The sequence below is a fragment of the Jeotgalibacillus sp. S-D1 genome (genome assembly GCF_004358665.1).
Lineage (GTDB): Bacteria > Bacillota > Bacilli > Bacillales > Jeotgalibacillaceae > Jeotgalibacillus.
In genome coordinates this window covers 81,917-103,549 of sequence record NZ_SMZR01000007.1, presented here as the reverse complement: position 1 = coordinate 103,549, position 21,633 = coordinate 81,917, and the positions used below count along the sequence as shown (strand labels likewise).

Sequence of the window (21,633 nt, the reverse complement as noted above, 5' to 3'; positions counted from 1 at the left end):
CCTTCAATCCGCGGGTCGTGCCTAAAGGCCCAGCTGTTTCCCATATAAAAAACCGTAACCCTTTGCAAAGTGGCAGGCAGGGTTACGGAATTTATAAATCAGCAGGCGTAGCACTTGGAACACGTACAAAGTCTTTTCGTTTGCGCAGCAGAGCATGAATTGTCAGCAATTCAAAATAAATATAGCTCTTAACCGGGAGTTCTTCTTCTTCCGTTTCATCTTTTAAAGCATTTCTTAATGTTTGAAGCGCGCTTCGGTCAATCGGATCAAGATTTTGGGTGGTATGAATGCGCTCGATTAGTTGAGAAGTTAGTTTCCTTAGATCCTCTTTTTCTTTTTCTGACCATTTTGGTTTTTCATCCATTGGCAAACTGAGCAGGTTAGTTAAATGATAGGTTAACTGTTTAAAAAGATAGAGCTTCTTTTGATGCATATGAACAATTCGCATTTCCTCACGCTTGTACCGATGATAATGCCATTCTTCCAGTTGGAATCTGCACAAGGTTTCTGTGCGGTCAAGCTTGTGACGAAGACGGTCCGCTGCATTTTCCAGTTCACGTGAGCGAGTAGAGCCTGCCAGCAGTTCCTCCATTCGCTGATGAAAAATTCGTGTCAGCTCGTTTTCTGCCTGGCTAGATTGTTCATGTATTTGTTTCTCATATTTTGGAGGCAGCAGGACAAAGTTCACCAAAGTTGAAGTCAAAAGGCCAATAACAGTCGTTCCTAGACGGGTAACAAAGGTTAGAAGGTAATGATCATCAGCTCCTGGAATCATGGCTACCGCTGTTAGGGTGGCAACCAGCATGCCTGCTTCCAATCGCAGCTTATGGCAAAGCCAGATTGTAGCAACGGCTGATATAGCATAGGTAAGGGCAACATTCCCGATTAAGAAAGTAGTAAGCATGGCTACTGCTCCGCCAATAGCTGAAGCAGGAAAACGGATAATGCCTTTTCTGATGGAATCGGCTGCTGTTGGCTCAATTGTAACAATAGCCGTTATCACGGCAAAAATAACTGGCAGGTTGAACAGCTGGCAAATAAAAGCTGTGACAAAAACGGCCACACCGGTTTTAACAATTCTTCCTCCAACAAATCGATTTTGAACCCATTTCATTATTTGCAACATCCTTCATAAAAAACTTAAATATGCCAAAGACAATATCTCACAATTATAGCATACGAGAACTTTTTTCAATAGTCGATTTGGGATGACAAATAGATTAGCAGACGTTACAATTAAAGCAGATGCAATTTCCACAAGGGGAGCCCTGACGGCTGAGAGTGAACATTTTGTTCAGACCCTTTGAACCTGTGAGTTAATGCTTACGAAGGAATGTGGATGGAAACAGGCGCGTTAAGCAATGTCTGGATTTCTATCCTATGACATTGCTTTTTTGTATGCTTTTTTCTTGTTTAAAAAAGCGGTACACGGCAACTGTTAAGTCCCCTTGGAGCGAACTGCATCGTATTCGCATAAGGAGGAAACAACATGGAACGTAACAAACTATTATTTTTACTGGAGATCGCAATTTTCTCAGCGATTGGACTAATACTGGACAAGTTTTCATTTTCCATCTGGCCGCAAGGCGGTTCGATCAGCTTTGCCATGGTTCCGATTATCTTAATGGCTTTTCGCTGGGGGTTAAAAGGCGGCTTGCTAACCGGACTTCTTGTTGGAATTCTGCAGATCATTTTGGGAGGAGCTTATATCCTGACTCCTGTCCAGGGCGCTCTTGATTACCCGATTGCCTTTACTGTAGTCGGTCTTGCAGGACTTCTCGCAGGTCCAGTTCAACGCGCACTTTCAGACGGGCTGATGAAAAAAGCAGTTGTTTTCATTACACTGGGGACATTGATTGGCGTGCTGCTTCGTTTTGTCTGTCATTTCCTGGCAGGTGTCATCTTCTTTGGTTCAGGTGATCCTTCTGTACCTGCATGGATATTTTCATTGACCTATAACGGTTCATACCTTGGACCTGCATTTATTTTAACAGCTGTCATTCTGTCAACACTGCTCACCACAGTTCCAAGAGTGGCAACGCACCAGCGAATGAAAAATGCTTAGGTGATCCTCAAATATTTAAAGGTTTAATTCTTCAGCAGTCAGCATCTCTGGATACTGACTGCTTTTTTCGTGTTTTGACTCGAGCTGTTTGTGTTTGGTAAAATGCTTTTATTCACAGTGCAGAACTCATGGAGATAATTGAATAATATGATATAGTGAACAGATAAACAGGTGCAAGGAGAGGGAAACATGATTGTAAAAACAGACCAGGAACTTGAAGCGCTCAAAAAAATTGGAGCGATTGTGGCTGAAATCCGCGACGAAATGAGAGCGGCGACTAAACCGGGAATTACAACAAAAGAATTAGATAAAATTGGCAAGCAGAAATTTTCAGATCATGGAGCGGTTTCCGGTCCAAAAGGTGAATATGATTTTCCGGGATATACATGCATTAGTGTGAATGATGAAGTGGCACACGGCATTCCAAGCGACAGAGTAATACAAAGCGGAGACTTGGTAAACATTGATGTTTCCGGTTCTCTGAACGGCTATTTTGCTGATACTGGTATTTCTTTTGTGGTAGGAGAAGACGAAGAACTAACCAAGCTTTGTGAAACTGCTGAAAAAGCTTTTTACGAAGCCATTAAAAAAGCAAAAGCAGGCTCGAAAAAGAGCCAGATCGGGAAGACCGTTTCCCGTGTTGCTCGTGAAAACGGCTATAAAGTGATTACGAACCTGACCGGTCACGGCATTGGTAAATCGCTGCATGAAGCACCCGACCATATTTTAAATTATTTTGATCCATGGGATAATGATCTACTCCAGGAAGGAACGGTCATTGCGTTCGAACCCTTCATTTCAACCAGCGCTGATTTTGTGGAAGAGCAATCAGACGGATGGACGTATAAAACGCCGGATGGCAGTCTCGTTGCCCAAATCGAACATACAATTGTCATTACAAAAGGCGAGCCGATTATTTTAACGAAGTAGCTCAAACAACAGTGCTTATCATAAGAAGAACGCCTTCATGAATGTTTTCATGAAGGCGTTCTTTATTTTGTGCTGCTTTATTTTTATAAAAATTATTCTGTGTAAACAGTGATCCTGCTCCTTTAGGAGAGCGTTCATGATACTACAAGAAAGCAGGAAGGGGATCATGCAGTTTGGACCAGTCCAGCTGCATTTCTTCATCCGTCAGCAGGCAGCGATCAAGTTCTGCTGTGATGCTTTCCTTGTCCATCTCAATGCCGATCCAAACAAGTTCATTTGAACGGTCTCCCCATACAGGATCCCATTTTTCGAGCAGTTCAGGTTCATCTTCGAGTGTTTTTCTTTGTTCTTCTTCACTTAGTGCTGCAATCCACTCGCCAGCCCCCTGCATCTGAATGGATGCTCCGGCCTGTGAAAATAAACCGGCAGTGCTATTGCGGCTTGCAAGCCAGAAGAACCCTTTTGCCCGCACGATTTCATTGGGAAGGTGCAGCAGCCAGTCGTGAAAACGTTGTGGGTGAAATGGACGATTTCTGCGATACACAAAGGACTGAATGCCGTACTCATCGGTTTCGGGAACATGCTCTTCATTCAGTTCTTTAATCCAGCCTGCTGATTGGCTGGAGCGCTCAAAATTAAATCGGCTGGTATGGAGAATTTCTTCAAGGGGCACATTCCCTTGGACGGCTTCAATTATTTTAGCGTCAGCATTTATTTTTGATAAAAAAGCTTTCATTGCTTGAATATACTCATCAGATAGTAAATCTGTTTTGTTCAGCACGATTACATCCGCAAACTCAATTTGGTCGATCAATAAATCTGACACATCACGCAAATCCAATTCATCATCGGTTTGCTTCCGGTCCAGCAATGTCTCTCCACTTTCGTAATCCTTCCAAAAACGAAACGCATCGACGACTGTGACCATGGTATCTAGCTGGCAAATAGAGGAGAGGTCAATGCCAAGCTCTTCATCCATATAGGTAAAGGTTTGAGCTACTGGAATCGGCTCTGAAATCCCCGTGGATTCAATTACGATATAATCAATATTTCCGTTAGCCACCAGGCGCTCCACTTCTTTCATCAAGTCATCACGCAGTGTACAGCAAATACAGCCATTCTGAAGCTCAACTAATGTTTCTTCTGTCCGGCTGAAGTGGCCATTTTTGACCAGCTCAGCATCTATGTTAACCTCACTCATATCATTAACAATGACTGCAACTCGTAGATTTTCTTTGTTAGAGAGTATATGATTTAATAAAGTTGTTTTACCAGCGCCTAAATATCCGCTTAAAACAGTAACGGGAATTGTCATATTCTTTCCTCCTAAATAATATTCATTACGATTTAAAATTAATAAGTATAAAACGTAATCACTACGATTTAATAGTATCGCATTTATTTAGGATTGTCACGAAGAAAAAAACGGCAGGACCATATAGGCCTCACCGTTTTAATTCATCTTCTTTTGCTTTTTTACGCTGCTGCATAAAAACTGCCCCTGCAAAGGAGAAAAAAGAAAAGGCAGTTGGAATGGAGATATAGGAAGACATAAGAAGCAGCACCAAAACGCCCGTGCCTCCCGGTGCATTCATCGCATCAATTTCATCGAGGCGGAGCAGGTAATACACAACTACACCAAGCGAGAAAAGCAGAAAAATGGAATTGAGAATCCACAGCCATTTCACTTTATTTCTTCTCCCATAAATGATGGAAAGGATCATTAAAACAGGTCCAACTAATAATGTAATTAAAAACATAGCAAATACAAATTGTCCGTCCAAATATGAAGCTCCTTCTCCCGCTAAAGGGTGGTTCTATTCTTTAATCCTATCAGAAAGCAGGGGAGAGGCAAACAAAAATCAGCTGTACAGGATCCTGTACAGCTGATAGAAGAACAAGTCTGGCTAGCTTCTGCTGCTTACGATCTTATCATTTTTGTTGCGAAGCACCAAAATCCCTATTGCGATGACCGCTGCCAGAATATAGGCAGCATAAACGACAACTGGCTCTTCTCCTGAATTTCGGACTGCTATGCCAATAAATGCCCAAATAAACACAAGCGGGTATGCCCAGTCATTCTCACGGTAACGAACGGTCAGTGCGAGAAGAGTCGCTACAATCAATAGCAGCACTGTCCAGAATACTGAAGATAAACCAAAGCCGTTCCAATCATAATAAGTAAGAGTATAAGCAATGTTGGCTATCGTTGCGACACTTACCCAGCCCATATAAACAGAAAAAGGGAAGCGGTCAAAGAATGTGAATTCATTTCGTGTGATCGTTGTATAAATTAAAATGAGTGAAATCAGTAAACCGATGATTACAATAACCGAGGCAATAAAAATTTCATAATGCCAAACAAAAATCCACGTGATATTAAACAGGCAGCTGATTACAAACAGGGCAGAGGTATCGCGATAAACACTGCGGTCCCGCTGTGATTTTAACCCGCCTCTGATCACCCAGATGAAAAGCAATAAGTAAATAAAACTCCAAATAGAGAAAACATAGCCTGCAGGTGTGAAGAGCACATTCAGCTTGTCAGAAATCTCCCCGGATGTCTGACCGTTAATTGGCAAGATATTTGCCAGCGCATTCACCACGACAACCGCGATGAGCGCCAGTAAATTAATGATAAATCGTTTCATGGTAATGACCTCCCAGTTTTACTTTTATCCTCCCCTATTCCCTTAATATTAGAGATCATCCATAAATATACTGAAATTTTTACATCAATGTGTTTTTTATTAAGATCATTTTTATTTGAAAATAACTTGCTTTATCCTCTAAAGCCTCCTTGATCGGCTTTAACTTTGGTTCTTCAAGAGACTGGCGAACGGTCAAAACCTCATCTTCAAGCTCTTGTGAGAACCATTGATCGAAGGGAAGAGGGTACCCCTCTTTAAATGCTGTTTGAAGATGTTTTTCAATCGTTTGTTCTGTCATTGCCCGCTTAATGGCAATTTTACTCACGCTGTTTCCATCTTGAAGAAGGCTGTATGTAAACATATAGCTTGGCTGGTCTCCATCAGGTACTTCTTCCGCTGTTTTTGTTTTTTTGATGACTGGCACAGAGGTTTTGTCTGCTGCTTTGCCGTATGCTTGTACATATTCTGTCACGGCGTGAACAAACATTTCACCATATTCGTTTAACTTCCGTTCACCTACACCTTTAATGGCAAGCATTGCATTGTGATCCTCAGGATAGTAAGTGGCCATCTCCCGCAGCGTGGCGTCTGAGAATATCAGATATGGAGGAATGGATTGGTCCTGTGCAAGCTGAGAGCGAAGGCTGCGCAGCTTTTCGAATAGCTGTTCATCGTAAGACACGTCCTGATGCTGAATCTGGTAGGCAGATTTAACCCACACTTCTTCTTCGCCCTTTAACACGCCCAGTGCCCTTGAGCCAAGCCGAATGGTTGGGAACTGCCCGCTGTCCAATCCAAGATAGCCATCAGAAATAAGATAATGGATGAAATCACTGATTTGTTTTTCTGTCTGGTTTTTCATCAGGCCGTAAGTAGTCAGCTTATCCAGCCTGAAATCAAGAATTTTTTTGCTTTTGGATCCTTTAAGAACCTTAGCTGTAATGCCTGCCCCATAACGCTCGCCCATCCGTTTCACGGTGGATAATATGATTTGCACATCACGCGTGCGGTCTATTTTTTCCCGTTCATCACGACAGTTGCTGCAATGTCCGCAATCGCCGGTCATTTGAGGATCTTCAAAATAGTCAAGTATAAAACGGGGAAGACAGCTGTTGCTGTGGCAGTAGTTCACCATTTTCTGCAGTTTTGCGTACTCATCAGCTTTTTTGTCCTCATTTGCCATGGACTGTTCAATTAAAAACTTTTGAAGCATTACATCCTGCGGACTGTAGAGCAAAAAGCAGTCACTCGGCTCGCCGTCACGTCCTGCACGGCCCGCTTCCTGATAGTAGGATTCCATATTCATCGGCATCTGATAATGAATAACAAACCGCACATTTGACTTATCGATTCCCATGCCAAATGCGTTTGTTGCAATAATTATTTTTTTTTCGTCGTAGATAAATTGGCGCTGCGCTTCTTCTCGATGCTGTTCAGAAAGGCCGGCATGATAGCAGGTTACAGAATGTCCCTTTGCTCCGAGCGTTTTAGTCAGCTGGTCCGCTTCTTTACGTGTCGCTGTATAAATAATGCCAGTATCCAGCTGATGCTCCTTTAAGTAGCGGGAAATAAACTTATGCTTATCTTCACCTTTTAAAACATGAAAGGATAAATTATCACGTGCAAATCCTGTATTGACTATATTTTTCGGCTCAATGGCTAATAGCCTTGCAATGTCCTGTATGACATTATCTGTAGCAGTTGCTGTAAGGGCAGCCATGACAGGAAGATTGGGTATTTTCTTCAAGGTGTCTACAATGGAACGGTAGCTCGGTCTAAAGTCATGCCCCCATTGTGAAATGCAATGGGCTTCATCAAATGCAATCAGTGAGAGCTTGATAGAGGTGATCGTATGAAAAAATAACGGAGAATCAAAGCGCTCCGGTGCCACATAGACAAATTGATAGCGTCCCTGACGAATATCCTGCATTCTTTCAGATACTTCACCTGAAGTCAGGGAACTGTTGATGTACGTTGCTTCTATACCGTTTTCCAGCAGCGCATCAACCTGGTCTCTCATTAGAGAAATCAACGGTGAAATGATGACAGCAGTGCCTTCAGCCAAAATCCCCGGTATTTGATAGCAGAGAGATTTTCCTCCGCCGGTAGGCATGATGCCTAAGGAGTTATCCCCGTTTAAAATGGATTCAATGACGCGGTCCTGTCCCGGTCTGAATGAATCATAGCCAAAGTAGGTTTGCAATGCTTTTTCTGCTTGCAGGATCATCTAATCATCCTTTCGTTCAACTTCAATTCTATTAGTTTATCATATGAAAAGGCCCTATGGATATTGGGATAGTCGACATTTTAAACAGCGCTGTAAATTAATTTGAAGAGGTTAAAAGCATTTCGTGATTCGAAGTACTATGGTATAGTAAAAAATAGAAAGTGGTCTGAATATTTACATATTTTATTTATTAAGGAGGAATAGCCATGACAGCCGTTACCTATCCCCAGCAATGGGATTTAGAGGTCTTTTTTAAAGGAGGGAGCAGCTCTCCTGAATTAGATAAGCATCTCAAAGAGTACGCTCAAAAAACAGAGGAATTCAGAGAAAAGGTGCAGCGGTTCAGTGCCCCGTCTGATACCGGGCAGTTAGCTGAAACAAAAGCGCTGATTGAAGAAGCAAAAAACGTAATGATGGGAATTCGTCAAGCTGGTGCATTCGCCAGCTGTCTGGAAGCACAAAATACCAAAGATGCTTTAGCCAACGCTCTTAGAGGGAAAATAACCGGTCTCAGTGCATCGTTTGGCTCAGCCTTTACCGCCTTTCAGCAAAAGCTCTCAGCAGCTGAGGAGTCTGTCTGGAATTCGATTTTGGAACACCAGTCATTTAAGGAACTGGAATTTGTCTTAAATGAGTGGAGAGAAAAATCAAAGGAACGGTTATCAGAGAAGGAAGAGGATTTAATACAGGCACTTGGGGTAGACGGGTATCATGCGTGGGGGCAGATGTACAATACAATTATCTCATCAATGAGCATTCAAGTAAACGTGGATGGAGAATCCAAAACCTTATCGGTCGGACAAGCTAATAACCTGATGTCTCACCAAGATGCTGCAGTACGTGAAGAGGTACATAATCAGCTTGAAGACGCATGGAGGGAAAAAGAATCCTTGTTCGCAGAAACACTAAACCATCTTGGGGGCTTTCGTTTGAATGTTTATAAAAAACGCGGCTGGGACCAGGTATTAAAAGAACCGCTGGATCTTAACAGGATGGACCAAAAAACACTTGATGCCATGTGGGGGGCTATCTCTAAAAATAAGCAGCCATTTGTGGACTTTCTTAAACGAAAAGCAGAGCTTCTGGGTCTTGAGAAAATGACATGGGCGCATGTCGGGGCACCTGTCTCGAACGTTTCATCAACGATTTCCTACGACGAGGGTGCCGCATTCATTTTAAAGCACTTTGCTAAATTTGGATCAGAGATGGCAGCATTTGCAAAAAAAGCTTTTGAAGAAGGCTGGATCGAAGCGGAAGACCGTTCAGACAAACGGCCTGGAGGATTTTGCACAAGCTTTCCTCTGAATGAGCAATCCAGAATTTTTATGACCTACAGTGGCTCCATGTCCAATGTCGCGACACTCGCCCATGAACTGGGCCATGCTTTCCATTCCTATGTCCTGAGTCCGATGGATCCTTTTAATCGATTGTATGCGATGAATGTTGCAGAAACGGCTTCTACATTTGCAGAAATGATTGTTTCAGATGCTGCCGTAAAAGAAGCAGCCAATGAGGAAGAAAAAGTATCTTTACTGGAGGATAAGGTTTCGAGAAGCATTGCATTCTTCATGAATATTCATGCCCGGTTCATATTTGAATCACGTTTTTATGAAGAAAGAAAAGAGGGACCTGTGCCCGCAAATCGTTTAAATGAATTAATGACTGAAGCCCAGCATGAGGCATATGCAGGAGCAATTGAAGATTCTCATCCTCGATTTTGGGCGTCCAAAATGCATTTTCACATAACGGGCGTTCCTTTTTATAATTTTCCTTATACGTTCGGGTACCTTTTCTCGCTGAGCATTTATGCAAAAGCGCTTGAAGAGGGGGCGGATTATGAAGAAAAATACATGGCATTATTGCGGGACACTGCAGTTATGAGCACTGAAGAACTGGCTTTAAAGCATTTAAATGAAGACATCACAAAAGAAGCATTCTGGGAAAAAGGCATTGCCATCTGCATTCAGGATGCTGAAGAATTTATTCGTTTGACACAAAGATAGTTTGTCTAAACCCCGTTTGATGAGCATACACTCAGCGAACGGGGTTTTTTTATTAGAAGGGTTATTGGCCATTCTATATGACTGTCAAAAAAGTTTGAAAATCCATCGATTTTTTTTGGCTTTGGGTTTACACTTAAGAAAGTGAAAAAAGTTTGTACGCATTGGAGAGAGTTGAAATGATTTTGTTGAAGAGTGAGCGTCTTTACTTTCGGCCTTTGGGACCGGAGGATGTGGATCTGTTTGTCGACTTATTAAAGCGAAACCGCAATTTTTGGACAGTTCATGAACCGAAGCATCCGGAATCATTTTACACACGCGAGGTTCAGCTTGAAAAATTAGCAGAGACGCAAACGCAGCAAAAACTTGGCAAGGAATACAGCTGGGGTATTTTTTTAGCAGATACAAGTGAACTGATAGGCAGCATTTCAATTTATTCGATTCGCAGACTTCCATTTTCCTCGGCTTTTATTGGTTATTCATTGGACGAATCAAGAACAATGCGGGGATTGGGTACTGAAGCTGTCACAGCAGCATTGAGATTTGCTTTTCGCGATTTTGGCTTACATAGAATGGAAGCACTTGTCTCACCAAGGAATGGGGCATCGATCAAGGTGCTTGAAAAAGTAGGCATGCAAAAAGAAGGTTGTCTCAGAAAAAATTTGTACATTAACGGCACGTGGGAAGACCATTTTATATACAGCATGATTGAGGATGAATTTTGAAAGGGTAAGACCCTTTGGGAAAAATATCTTATCAGATCTTTAAGCAATGTAAGAAGAAGGATCTGGTAAAAAAAGAACAGCTGCCTGCGACAATTTCGCTGAGGCGGCTTTTTTTGCGGTCTTTTTTTGCTATCGGTTGTGTGCAGCAATGGTTAAATGCTCTGAGTGAAATGGATTTGCATCTGGTGTGGTAAGTTCGACAAAATTCGGCCCATACTCTTATACGCCTCAGGACCTACATCAAAATCAAGCTTGAGAGCGTGTTGTGATTTTTGTGCCCGCGTTAAGATAAGAGCATGAAAAGAAAAGGGAGGAACAAGAGATGAATAAATTTTGGTTAATCGTGATTGGAGTGGCTGCAGCCATCCTGGCTCTGGCAAACCTCGGGTCACTCATTGCACTGTCAATCAGTGTTGCCATCACGTATTACACAGCAAAATGGTTTTTCAAGACGGAGTCGCTGTTTAAGAAAGTGGTTTGGGGAACAATTGCAGCAGTTGCCGGCCTGACGGCTATTGCAAATGTACCGGCGATTTTGGGTGTTGCTGCAATATATGTAGTTTACGTCATATATAAAAAATGGCAGGATGCCCCGGAGACAACAAACTCAAAGGATCCATTTGTAAATTTTGAAAAACAGTGGGAAGAACTAACAAAAAAATCAAAGTAAAAAGGAGCCGGACAAAATGACAAACTTACTTACCCGTGTAGCAGATGCCATAAAATCAGATTTTTATGAAGAGAAAAAAAACGACAACAAAAACAACCCGATTCACACGCTAAACCGTTATCTGCGTGAATGTGAGGAAGAAGTTGAAAAGGTGGCATCGCTTGTTGAGCGTCAGCGCCTGTTAAAAAATGAGTTCACGAAAGAGTTGAATACAGCTTCATCAATGGTTTCGAAAAGGGAGCAGCATGTACGACTGGCAGAAGAGGCAGGAGAATCAGAGCTTGCTGCTGCAGCACTGCGGGAACTGACTCATTATCAGGGAAGAAAAGACCGTCTTGAAATATCGGTCCAGGAGGTGGCGAAGCAGCTACACACCCTTGAACAAATGCATACAGACATGAAGCACAAGCTAAAAGATATGTATATTAAGCGCCTGGAAGTAATGGGAAAAGAAAATATGGCACAGGCTAATAAAAAGGCCGAGCATGTTTTTGCAGAAGAAGATGCGGGACAAAATGCAGAAGAACTTCGGTTCAAAAAAATTGAAGCTTATCTTCAACAGCTCGAAAAAGATGAAGTCCAGGAGGAAGAACAAACAGTGGATCAGCAAATTGCAGAGCTTCAAAAGAGGATGAATCAAAAACAAAACAGCATTGAATCATGAGATGTGAATATTCGAGGGAAATCATGGCGATTTCTCTCGAATTTCTTCGATTTAGCGTAGTGAATAAAGTGCGGGAGCGATACAATAGAAAAGGTGAAGGTATCAACAGCCGACCAGAGCTTATCTGATGGCTGTTGATGGTTTTATTGAAAGGGGGATTAAGATGCTGCGTCATCTGCAAACGGATGTTCTTTCATCGTGGGTTCTTATTGCTGCAGGCCTCGTCCTGATCGAAATATTATTTTTCAAAAGCGGAACCATTTTTTCATTGTTTTTTGCAGCGCTTCTTATTTATTTCGGCAGAAAGAACTTTCACCGATTTTTAGGAAAAATCATGCTCGGTGTCGGGCTGATCAGTCTGACATTTACGATCCTGTCCATGTTTACCCTGAAATTAATTGTAATTGCTCTTGTGGTTTACTGGATCGGAGACTATTTTAAATCAAAGAAAGAACCGGGTTATATTGCCCCGGTTGTTCACGAGCAGGCTAATGGTGAAAAGAACACCGAAGTGCTGACATTCAAACGCCAGCAGCTTTTATTAAATAAATGGATCGGCCATCAGCATACCCCACATGCAATATATGAATGGGAAGATATTCAATTGCAAAATGGAGTTGGAGATGTAGTCATCGACCTGAGCAATACGGTCTTGCCATCAGGTGAATCTGTTATTTCTATTCGCAGCGGGGTTGGGAAAGTGACAATTCTTGTTCCCTACGAGCTGGATGTTGGTATTCGGCATAGTGCCATTTTAGGTACGGCTTCAGTATTCCAGTTCCAATCCACTCGGTTATGGAACGAGAGTGTGTCGTTTAATTCGGAGTTTTATGCTGACGCCCCTCAAAAAGTGAAAATCCTGACTTCTGTCTGGGTTGGCGATCTTGAGGTGAAGCGCGTATGACGATGTTAATGAGATTTATTCTGCAATCGCTGGGCATCGCATTTACCGCTGTTCTGGTCTCATTAGGTGGCTATTTAGCTCTTTTCCCACCAGCTGAATGGTCCGTTTTTTGGTCAGGAAGACTTTTGGATATTCCCCTAGTGTTCTTTTTACTTATGAGTACAGCGCTGATCGCCTGTATTTGGGCGTTGATTCAAAGTGTGGGATTTAAACGTCAGATTCAATATGTAACGCATCAGCTTGAAGATGCAAAATTAGGAAGATCAACACTTGTTGGCAAGCCTCCTCAAACAGCTGAACTATCCTTACTTTCAGAAGAAGCGGCGCGGATTCAGCAAATGATTCACGATCAGGCGAGAACCGCTCAAAAGCTTGCAAGTGAAAAAGTAGAAAATCAGGAAAAAATTATACAGGAAATGGTCTCACAAGAGCGGAACCGGCTAGCGAGGGAATTGCACGACTCCGTAAGTCAGCAGCTCTTTGCAGCTTCCATGCTGATGTCAGCAATCAATGAAACAAGGGATCCTGAACCAAACCAGGAAACCAGACAGCTTAGGATGGTAGAGGAAATGATTCATCAATCCCAGCTGGAAATGCGGGCTCTTCTGCTTCATTTAAGACCGGCCGCGCTAAAAGGAAAAACGCTTAAAGAAGGCATGGATGAACTTTTAGTTGAACTCCAGCAAAAGGTTCCAATGAATATTTCGTGGAAAGCAGAAGAGATGAAGCTCGCAAAAGGCATCGAAGATCATTTATTCCGCATTCTGCAGGAGTCTGTTTCCAATACATTGCGTCATGCTAAAGCCAACATGCTCCAGGTTCTCTGTATTCTTCGTGACGGCTATGTCATATTGAGAGTAGTGGATGACGGTACTGGGTTTGAGGTAACAGAAGAGCGTGCAGGTTCATATGGTTTAATGAACATGAGAGAGCGGGCGGTAGAAGTGGGCGGTTCATTAAAAATCGTATCACTTCCCGGCAAAGGCACACGTTTAGAAGTGAAGGTGCCATTTGAAGAAAGAGAGGATGGGGCACAATGATTCGCGTTTTATTTGTAGATGATCATGAGATGGTTCGGATAGGAGTAGGATCGTATCTTTCTGCTCAAAAAGATTTAGAGGTCGTCGGTGAAGCTGATGATGGCGGGGTGGCTGTGGAAATGGCTTTGAATCTGCGGCCGGATATAATCCTCATGGATCTTGTAATGAAAAAAATGGATGGCATAGAGGCAACAAAACAGATTATTTCAGCCTGGCCAGAAGCTAAAATAATCATCGTCACAAGCTTTTTAGATGACGATAAGGTTTACCCTGCACTCGAAGCAGGGGCGACAAGCTACATGCTAAAAACCTCGAAAGCCAGTGAGATTGCAGACGCTGTTCGCAAAACCTATCATGGCGAAATGGTGCTTGAGCCGGAAGTAACAGGTAAGATGATGAAAAAAATGAGGCAGGGAGATAAACGTCCTTTACATGATGACCTGACAGCGCGTGAAGTTGAAATTTTGCAGCTTATGACTGAAGGGAAAACGAATCAGGAAATTGCGGATGAACTTTATATTGCCCTTAAAACAGTGAAAACCCATGTGAGCAATATTTTAGGGAAATTAGAGGTCCAGGATCGAACGCAGGCAGTGATTTATGCATTTAAACATGAATTGTTTAAATAGATTACAGGAAAATGACGATAAAAGGGTTATCTATTATGCTTTATAGGGAAACACTAGAGTACTACATGTTGTTGAGAGGAGTAAGCATAATGCGTTCGCTTTTAGAAGATCAAGCCAGAGAATGCTGCTGGCTGAACGAGCCTGCATCCTGGTCTCTGGAAGATCAAGTGATGAAAATAAAAACACAAGAAAATACCGACTTCTGGAGAAAAACGTATTACGGGTTCGAACGCATGAATGGCCATGTTTTTTATAAGGATATTGAGGGAGATTTTGAAACGGAAGTCCATTTAACAATGGAGGATCCAGCGAATCGCTATGATCAATCTGGCTTATTTATTATGCTTTCTGAGGACTGCTGGTTAAAAGTGTCACTGGAGTATATGCCTGAAGGAAATTGTTATTTAGGCTCGGTTATTACGAACAATGGCTACTCTGACTGGGCTTCAAAAAACTTCCCTGCACAAGATGCGTGTGAGCCTCTGACATTTAAAGTTAAACGAACGAGCGGCACCTACCAGATCTGGGTGAAATCAGCACTTAGTGAAGGGGAATACGAGCAGATGCGGATCGGAAGACTGCATGAGGATGACCATAACAAACCAATCCGAATCGGGCTTTATGCATGCAGCCCGTCACCGGAAGCTTCCTTTACGACTACTTTTCATTCATGGACTGTCCAGCTTGAAGTAAAGTAAAAACAGCAAATAAGACAAGAATAGAGTGAACCGTCATGCACTGTTATCCTGAAAAGGCAGCCCTATTGACGGTTCATTTTTGTATAGATAATCGATTGACGGCAAGGTATTTATCCTATGCTGCAATGAAGCGGGATTGTTTTACATATGACTTGGTGGATGTAATGAAAGAGACTAACAATCTATGATAGTACTAGAGAGGAGCAATTCAATGATCTTACTTCCAGATTGGTTTTCATATCATGTATGGGGAACTGATAAGCAGCTGGCACATTTATCGGGACTGCCAGATGAAGTATACGCGCAGGAAATGCAAAGTGTTTTTTCTTCTATGCAAGAGGTATTTGAACATGTTTGGGTTGTGGATGCTTTATGGCTGAAGAGAATGCAGGGAGAAGAGAGTCCTTCGATTGCAGGGAAAAGGCTTCCTTCAATTGAAACCGCAAGAGAGGAATTCGCCGTGCTGCATGAAGAAATGATGAATTATATAACCTCTGTTGAAAATCCGGAGACAGTAAGATCGTTTAAAACGATGAAAGGCATCGAAATGGAAAATTCAATTGAAGAGATGATTTATACAGTTGTAAATCATGGGTCATATCATAGAGGAAACGTGACAGCTATGCATCGTCAGTTGGGCTATGTGGGGATACCTTATGATTATATTTATTATTTAAAAGATAAAGCTAAAAGATAAAAAGCAAACCCTTTACTTGGGTTTGCTTTTTATCTTTTATTTATATCCGTCTTTAACTAAATCAAGCTGCCCTGTGCCAGGGTCGATCACAAGCCCGTGAACAGGAACATTTTTATCCATTAGCGGATGCTGGCGCACCATTTCCACACTATGGCTTACGCTTTCTGCAACATCGTCAAAGCCCTTCAGCCACTCCTGCAAATCAATGCCGGAATACTGCAACGTGTCAAACGTATCTTCCGTTATTCCCCGTGCTTTCATTTTCTCAATCATGTCATGGCTGTTGACTGCCCCCATCCCACAATCATGGTGGCCGATAATTAGCACTTCATCTGCCTGCAACTCATATACAGCAACCAGCAGGCTGCGCATGATACTGCCGAAAGGATGCATAATAACCGCTCCCGCATTGCGGACTACTTTTACATCCCCATTGTTCATATTCATCGATTTTGGCAGAAGCTCAAGCAATCGAGTATCCATACAGGTTAAAATGACTAATTTTTTATCAGGAAATTTCGTTGTAACATAAGGCTCATATTGCTTTTCCTGAACAAATTCCTTATTAAAAGTTAAAATTTCTGATAGAAGTGACATGGATGATCCTCCCTGTTTAATATTCTCTAACTATTCCATTGTATATAATAGAGTAGGATTCTGTCTAATTGGAAAAAATTTTAGCGAATGTTGTTTAATAAAAAATAAGCTTATTGAACCTTCCAGCACCTTCTAAAATAAAAGAAGGAGAAGTACTCTGCATAAAATCAGAGCATTTCTCCTATAACCGTTCTTACTGAGCCTCAAACAGAGGGGTAAACTCAGAATATCCTTCTTTTTCTAGATCTTCTGCAGGAATAAATCGCAGAGCAGCTGAATTCATGCAGTATCGCAGTCCGGTCGGTTCAGGTCCATCCGTAAACACATGTCCAAGATGCGAATCAGCATATCTGCTTCTCACTTCAGTACGTGTTCCGAAAATCCCGCGATCTTCTTTTTCAACAATATTTTCAGGTGCCAGCGGCTTTGTAAAGGACGGCCAGCCTGTGCCGGAATCATATTTATCCAACGAACTGAAAAGGGGCTCTCCGGAGACGATATCCACATAGATCCCATCTTCATAGAATCCATCGTATTCGTTATCAAAAGCCTTTTCTGTGCCATCTTCCTGGGTTACATTATATTGAATCTCAGACAGCATATCACGAAGCTCTTCGTCACTGTAATCTACGTTGTAGGGACTGCTTGCGTCAGCTTCATCTTTCGTAAGGAGAGGAAGTTCTCGATCTTTTCCCCAGGTGCGATCCAAAAACTGGTCTCGTCCGGAGTTTTTACGGTAAAACTCATAGCGGTCTGAGCTTTTTTTATAGTAATCCTGATGATAATCTTCTGCAACATAAAAAGTAACGGCATCGGTGACCGGTACTACGATGTCTTCCTCAAATCTTCCGGATTCAGCAAGGTCTTCTTTAGAGGCCTGTGCTGCTTTGCGCTGTTCTTCATTGTGTACAAATATTTCAGGACGGTATTGAGCACCTTGATCGACAAATTGCCCGTCAGCATCCGTAGGATCAATTTGTCTCCAATAAACTTCCAGCAGATCCTCATACGATATAACGGTCGGGTCATAAATTACCTGCACTGCCTCTGTGTGTCCTGTGCTTCCGGAAGAAACTTCTTTATAGGCGGGATTTTTCTCTTTTCCGCCTGTATATCCTGACACCGCATCTCTTACTCCTGCAAGTTTTTCAAATGGCGGTTCCATGCACCAAAAGCATCCCCCTGCAAAGGTGGCAACAGCTTCATTCGGTCCGATATCTGCTTCTGTCACAGGCTCGCTGCCGTAGGAGCTGTTAGCAAGCTGGTCAGAGAACATAATATAGAGAGCCGCACCGGCGATCACAATCAGTAAACTATATACAGCCCATTTCTTCTTCTTCTTTGACATTCAATCACCCCATTAAGTTATTTAAAGTGAAATATGGGAAACGAAACGTCCAACTCTATCTTAAAGATAGCATATTTGGTTTCGCTTCCATAAAAATAATGCTCGTTTTTCTTAAATGTATGAAGGATTTTGAACATTAAAAGAGAATTAGTATAAGTAGCAGTCAATTACTGTCTTGGCGCCTCCGAACTGAACATGAAAGGAGCGTAATAGATGACCGGTTTTCAAGTAATGAAGAAGTCAAGCTTCTATTTTATAGGAATGAAATGGAGCGGAACCTATGAAGCGGCAGCTCATGGTGACATTCTGCCTACTATCCAGCACTCGCAGGAAAGATTAAAGGAACTGGGTCTCGTCAATGCGGAATCGGATCTGATCGGATTATCTTATCATGACCGCACAGATGGCTTTACTTATTTTATAGGAACAGAAGCAAGAAACGCTCCGTCGATTCCTTCTGATATGCATGGGATTATCGTTCCTTCCCATGAATACGCCATAACGGAGCACGAGGGGCAGCATGCCTGGAAAAGTTATGAGAAGCTTTATAGCTGGGTGGAAAATAAAGGTTACCAGCTCCATCAATATGGGTTAGACCATCTGGATGTCTACCCGATGGATTATGACCCATATAAAATGAGCCCGACCCTTACCATTGGCGTTCCAATTAAAAAAAGAGCCCAGAGTATAGACTAATTTTAACTTCGGACGTATAATAGCAGAGATTACAGCAAATTTTGCACAATATAACACTTATTCGGGGACATCTAACAGGATGTGTCCTTTTCTTGTGGACCGCATTTGGAACATAGGAATGAAGTTTATCCCAAAAAGTTACTAAGATAGCTCGTCTATATAGGAGGATATTTCATGTCAGGAAGATCAGAGAAAGAATTAGAAGGCGTTAATCTGCTCGGGAATCAAGGAGTAAACTATTCATTTGACTACGCTCCGGAAGTACTCGAATCATTTGAAAATAAACACCAGGGCCGGGATTACTTCGTTAAATTTAACTGTCCGGAATTTACTTCTCTTTGCCCAATAACCAGCCAGCCGGACTTTGCAACCATTTATATCAGTTATATTCCGGATGTGAAAATGGTAGAAAGTAAATCCCTTAAATTGTATTTGTTCAGCTTCCGCAACCACGGCGACTTCCATGAGGACTGCATGAACATCATCATGAACGACCTCATCGAACTCATGGACCCGCGCTACATTGAAGTATGGGGGAAATTCACGCCACGTGGAGGAATTTCAATTGACCCGTATACTAACTACGGCAAGCCTGGGACGAAATATGAGGAAATGGCGTATCATCGTTTGATGAATCATGATATGTATCCGGAGACGGTTGATAATCGGTAGAATATTTGTAGCGTTAAAGCGTGTGGTCACATGAAAATGGAGTATTTGTGACCACGAGAACAGCTTTTTTTGTAAAGAATGTGACCAAATGTGTGACCACAAAAACAAAAAATATTGCAGGGTGTGACCACGGTAATCTGCTGAGAAAGAGATGTCTTAATAAGGCGTCTCTTTTTATTTTTATCAATTGCATGGTGCTGGACGACATGATTAAGGCTCAAGTAAATTTGAATGAAGCAGAAAAAGCTTTGAACGATGCTGAGCAAAAAATTACTCAATTAGAAGTGCAATAGTTATCAAAAGAGGAAGAGGCTGCAAAGATAAGTGGACTTTGATAAAGGAGGGGGGCTATTTTTACATTTATTGATCTTCTTCTTGTAGAATAGGCGGATAGCACCTTAAGCCGCACGCTACGCTGTAATAAATCTCCGATATGAGACAGATATTAGGTGCTTTTCATCCTACAAAAACAAGTCTCTAGATGTTTTGATAACGGTTGGATTGAAATAAAGTTTTGGAAAACCATTAATATTAATGTTGATCAAAAGATTAAAGAAGGTGCTACAGAGCAGGATGTTAAAGTTTTGCTATCTCTACTGGATTTGAGTAATTTTGTCCAGTTAAGGGATGCTGTAGCGCGAAAATTGTCGTAAAATTTTTAAACTATCATAAGTGTCCCTTCAAACTTATGATAGTTTAAATCATGATATAGTTAAAAAAAGTTGATATACACCTCATTTAAGGGGATGTTGTAATGGCCATGCGAAAGAGAATCGAATTAATAAACATTGACGGTGCTTGTCATAAGGAATGTACAAAATGCGGTAGCATTAAGAAATTAGAAGAATATAGCAACGATAAAAAAGGAAAATTCGGTAAGCAATCAGCCTGTAAGGTGTGCAGAGCTAAGGAGAATAAGGAATATTTAAAGAATAATGCTGAAAAGGTTGCAGCTACTAAAAAACGATACAGAGAAGAGAATAAGGAAGCTTTCAAAGAAAGGGATTGTAGGTATCGAGAAGCCAATAAAGATCGTATTAGGGAGTATATGCGTCAATATCAACAATTGAACGCAGAAGCTATAAGGGAGAGAAAGAGTCGTTGGCATTTTGAAAATAAAGACGATCAAAATGGGAAAGCACGTCACTACTACAGTAAGCATGCAGAAAAAATTAGAGAACGTAATAAACAGTACTATTTGGAAAATATAGATGTAATAAAAGAAAGAAACAAAAAATACATAGTTAAAAACACTCAAATAATAGCAGAGAGGAAGCGATTATATGCAAAAAAAAATGCAGAAGTAATTGCAGCATACAAAAAACAATGGCAGGAAGACAATGGTCAACGAATAAGAGAACAGCGTAAACAATTTCGTCAAGAGAATGCTGATAAAATTAAGGAAAGTAAACGTAAGTATTATAAGGAGAACCCTCACGTAAAGGTAGCGAGCGGACAAAGAAGAAGAGCTAGGTTAAAACAGTTACCTTCTGATCTCGCAACTGCACAAGCATTCGAGATATTAAATCGCTTTAATAGGTGTGCCATTAGCAATTTAGATGAGGGTACGCATTTAGATCATTTTATCTGTTTGGCTACAGGTCATGGAGGTACAACTTTAAGCAACATGTTGCCTATTGCTTCAAGTTTGAACATCTCAAAAAATCATTATAACCCTTTCGAATGGGTACAGAATAAGGACGTTGCGGCTCAGCTAGATATTAAGAAGTGGCATACTGCACTTAAATACTTAGCTGAACTTAATGAAATGACAGTAAAAGAGTATAGAGATTATGTTAACTATTGTTATACACATCCAAGAGACTTATCGGAAGAATCCTACAAAAAGGATGAAGATAGAGAAACATAACATCAATCGTTTTCTTTTTATTAATGTTATGTTGTAGTAGTTGAACTTTACATATTATCCATTATTTGGTATAATAAATTGGGAGGAGATTATTTGTTTTCCGAGTCAAAACTCCTTGAGACATTCAAAAATTCAGCGACTAAATTAAAGGGAGTTTTGTTGATTACAATGTTAAGTGGTGGTTTGTTGATGAATGGAACATTCAGTGTAGAGTGCAGTGTTGGAGATTTAACTATTGGTTACGAGCAACAAATTGAACAAGATGGAAATGATAAAGTTGCTGAATTGTCTCGGAAAGCAAATAATCGTGAAAAGTAATCTTAGAAAAGAGTGCTAATTAAAGCACTCTTTTTGTTTTTTGCAAAAGAATTTACCTGTACTTTGATTAGACAAGGTACATATTCAACAGAATGCGAAATACCCTACTTTTAGGCATTATTAAATTCATCGACTTCTCTTTGTGCTACTTCTACACATAACAGGAGCTTGAGGATATCATTTTAGGATATGACCTAGGCGTTAAGAGGTTGTACCTGCAGACGTTCCTTTG

23 protein-coding genes and 1 riboswitch are annotated in these 21,633 nt (G+C 41.4%); of the genes, 16 read left to right on the top strand and 7 right to left on the bottom strand.

Features of this window, described 5'->3' with window-relative positions; genetic code table 11:
• Positions 1 to 91 precede the first annotated feature (91 nt).
• On the bottom strand, positions 92 to 1,126 hold the full coding sequence (locus E2R51_RS17245; RefSeq protein ID WP_133378338.1) for an FUSC family protein: 1,035 nt from the start codon (positions 1,124 to 1,126) through the stop codon (positions 92 to 94).
• Between the two features lie 123 nt (positions 1,127 to 1,249).
• A riboswitch (TPP riboswitch) is annotated at positions 1,250 to 1,351 on the top strand.
• A 138-nt stretch (positions 1,352 to 1,489) separates the two neighbouring features.
• Between E2R51_RS17245 and thiT the strand changes: the two genes are divergently transcribed.
• Both thiT and map read left to right on the top strand, forming a co-directional pair.
• Positions 1,490 to 2,065 carry an energy-coupled thiamine transporter ThiT gene (gene thiT, locus E2R51_RS17240; RefSeq protein WP_133378337.1) on the top strand — a complete coding sequence of 192 codons (576 nt, stop codon included), beginning with the start codon at positions 1,490 to 1,492 and terminating at the stop codon, positions 2,063 to 2,065.
• A gap of 189 nt (positions 2,066 to 2,254) precedes the next feature.
• Positions 2,255 to 2,995 (top strand): type I methionyl aminopeptidase, encoded by a 741-nt coding sequence (gene map / locus E2R51_RS17235; protein WP_133378336.1) that lies wholly within the window; start codon positions 2,255 to 2,257, stop codon positions 2,993 to 2,995.
• Positions 2,996 to 3,137: 142 nt separating this feature from the next.
• Here map and E2R51_RS17230 read toward each other — a convergent pair whose 3' ends face one another.
• The 4 genes from E2R51_RS17230 to recQ all read right to left on the bottom strand — a co-directional run bounded on the left by E2R51_RS17230 (position 3,138) and on the right by recQ (position 7,873).
• Positions 3,138 to 4,310, bottom strand: a complete 1,173-nt coding sequence (locus tag E2R51_RS17230) for a GTP-binding protein (RefSeq protein ID WP_133378335.1) — start codon at positions 4,308 to 4,310, stop codon at positions 3,138 to 3,140.
• 130 nt (positions 4,311 to 4,440) lie between these two features.
• On the bottom strand, positions 4,441 to 4,779 hold the full coding sequence (locus tag E2R51_RS17225) for a hypothetical protein (protein ID WP_133378334.1): 339 nt from the start codon (positions 4,777 to 4,779) through the stop codon (positions 4,441 to 4,443).
• A 123-nt stretch (positions 4,780 to 4,902) separates the two neighbouring features.
• Positions 4,903 to 5,646, bottom strand: a complete 744-nt coding sequence (locus E2R51_RS17220) for a tryptophan-rich sensory protein (protein ID WP_133378333.1) — start codon at positions 5,644 to 5,646, stop codon at positions 4,903 to 4,905.
• A 79-nt stretch (positions 5,647 to 5,725) separates the two neighbouring features.
• A complete protein-coding gene (gene recQ, locus E2R51_RS17215; protein WP_133378332.1) occupies positions 5,726 to 7,873 on the bottom strand; it encodes a DNA helicase RecQ in 2,148 nt (715 codons plus the stop codon).
• A gap of 206 nt (positions 7,874 to 8,079) precedes the next feature.
• On the opposite strand from recQ, the gene E2R51_RS17210 reads away from it, so the two are divergent.
• The 9 genes from E2R51_RS17210 to E2R51_RS17170 all read left to right on the top strand — a co-directional run bounded on the left by E2R51_RS17210 (position 8,080) and on the right by E2R51_RS17170 (position 15,900).
• Positions 8,080 to 9,876: a M3 family oligoendopeptidase gene (locus tag E2R51_RS17210; protein ID WP_133378331.1), complete on the top strand. Its 1,797-nt coding sequence runs from the start codon at positions 8,080 to 8,082 to the stop codon at positions 9,874 to 9,876.
• A 176-nt stretch (positions 9,877 to 10,052) separates the two neighbouring features.
• Entirely contained in the window at positions 10,053 to 10,598 is a 546-nt protein-coding gene (locus E2R51_RS17205) for a GNAT family N-acetyltransferase (RefSeq protein ID WP_133378330.1), read from the top strand.
• Positions 10,599 to 10,920: 322 nt separating this feature from the next.
• Positions 10,921 to 11,268: a lmo0954 family membrane protein gene (locus E2R51_RS17200; RefSeq protein ID WP_133378329.1), complete on the top strand. Its 348-nt coding sequence runs from the start codon at positions 10,921 to 10,923 to the stop codon at positions 11,266 to 11,268.
• Between the two features lie 16 nt (positions 11,269 to 11,284).
• Positions 11,285 to 11,932, top strand: a complete 648-nt coding sequence (locus E2R51_RS17195; protein WP_133378328.1) for a PspA/IM30 family protein — start codon at positions 11,285 to 11,287, stop codon at positions 11,930 to 11,932.
• Positions 11,933 to 12,095: 163 nt separating this feature from the next.
• On the top strand, positions 12,096 to 12,836 hold the full coding sequence (gene liaF / locus E2R51_RS17190) for a cell wall-active antibiotics response protein LiaF (RefSeq protein ID WP_165967261.1): 741 nt from the start codon (positions 12,096 to 12,098) through the stop codon (positions 12,834 to 12,836).
• Positions 12,833 to 13,876: a sensor histidine kinase gene (locus E2R51_RS17185; RefSeq protein WP_133378326.1), complete on the top strand. Its 1,044-nt coding sequence runs from the start codon at positions 12,833 to 12,835 to the stop codon at positions 13,874 to 13,876. Before liaF ends, E2R51_RS17185 begins: the two co-directional genes overlap by 4 nt.
• Positions 13,873 to 14,505 carry a response regulator transcription factor gene (locus tag E2R51_RS17180; protein ID WP_133378325.1) on the top strand — a complete coding sequence of 211 codons (633 nt, stop codon included), beginning with the start codon at positions 13,873 to 13,875 and terminating at the stop codon, positions 14,503 to 14,505. Before E2R51_RS17185 ends, E2R51_RS17180 begins: the two co-directional genes overlap by 4 nt.
• 89 nt (positions 14,506 to 14,594) lie before the next feature.
• Positions 14,595 to 15,203, top strand: coding sequence for a DUF1349 domain-containing protein (locus E2R51_RS17175; protein ID WP_133378324.1), 609 nt, complete (start codon positions 14,595 to 14,597; stop codon positions 15,201 to 15,203).
• A gap of 211 nt (positions 15,204 to 15,414) precedes the next feature.
• The gene (locus tag E2R51_RS17170; RefSeq protein ID WP_165967260.1) at positions 15,415 to 15,900 is read left to right on the top strand and encodes a DinB family protein; all 486 of its coding nucleotides are present in this window, start codon (positions 15,415 to 15,417) and stop codon (positions 15,898 to 15,900) included.
• A 36-nt stretch (positions 15,901 to 15,936) separates the two neighbouring features.
• On the opposite strand, the gene E2R51_RS17165 is transcribed toward E2R51_RS17170, so the two are convergent.
• Positions 15,937 to 16,497, bottom strand: coding sequence for a beta-class carbonic anhydrase (locus E2R51_RS17165; protein ID WP_133378322.1), 561 nt, complete (start codon positions 16,495 to 16,497; stop codon positions 15,937 to 15,939).
• 193 nt (positions 16,498 to 16,690) lie between these two features.
• Positions 16,691 to 17,845 carry a peptide-methionine (R)-S-oxide reductase MsrB gene (gene msrB / locus E2R51_RS17160; RefSeq protein ID WP_133378321.1) on the bottom strand — a complete coding sequence of 385 codons (1,155 nt, stop codon included), beginning with the start codon at positions 17,843 to 17,845 and terminating at the stop codon, positions 16,691 to 16,693.
• A 213-nt stretch (positions 17,846 to 18,058) separates the two neighbouring features.
• On the opposite strand from msrB, the gene E2R51_RS17155 reads away from it, so the two are divergent.
• From E2R51_RS17155 to E2R51_RS17130, 5 genes are all read left to right on the top strand, one after another.
• Entirely contained in the window at positions 18,059 to 18,541 is a 483-nt protein-coding gene (locus E2R51_RS17155) for a GyrI-like domain-containing protein (RefSeq protein WP_133378320.1), read from the top strand.
• Between the two features lie 174 nt (positions 18,542 to 18,715).
• Positions 18,716 to 19,213, top strand: a complete 498-nt coding sequence (queF, locus tag E2R51_RS17150) for a preQ(1) synthase (protein WP_133378319.1) — start codon at positions 18,716 to 18,718, stop codon at positions 19,211 to 19,213.
• Between the two features lie 47 nt (positions 19,214 to 19,260).
• Entirely contained in the window at positions 19,261 to 19,506 is a 246-nt protein-coding gene (locus tag E2R51_RS17145; RefSeq protein ID WP_133378318.1) for a hypothetical protein, read from the top strand.
• Between the two features lie 461 nt (positions 19,507 to 19,967).
• On the top strand, positions 19,968 to 21,083 hold the full coding sequence (locus E2R51_RS17135; RefSeq protein WP_133378317.1) for a hypothetical protein: 1,116 nt from the start codon (positions 19,968 to 19,970) through the stop codon (positions 21,081 to 21,083).
• A gap of 93 nt (positions 21,084 to 21,176) precedes the next feature.
• On the top strand, positions 21,177 to 21,401 hold the full coding sequence (locus E2R51_RS17130) for a hypothetical protein (RefSeq protein WP_133378316.1): 225 nt from the start codon (positions 21,177 to 21,179) through the stop codon (positions 21,399 to 21,401).
• Positions 21,402 to 21,633: the final 232 nt, after the last annotated feature.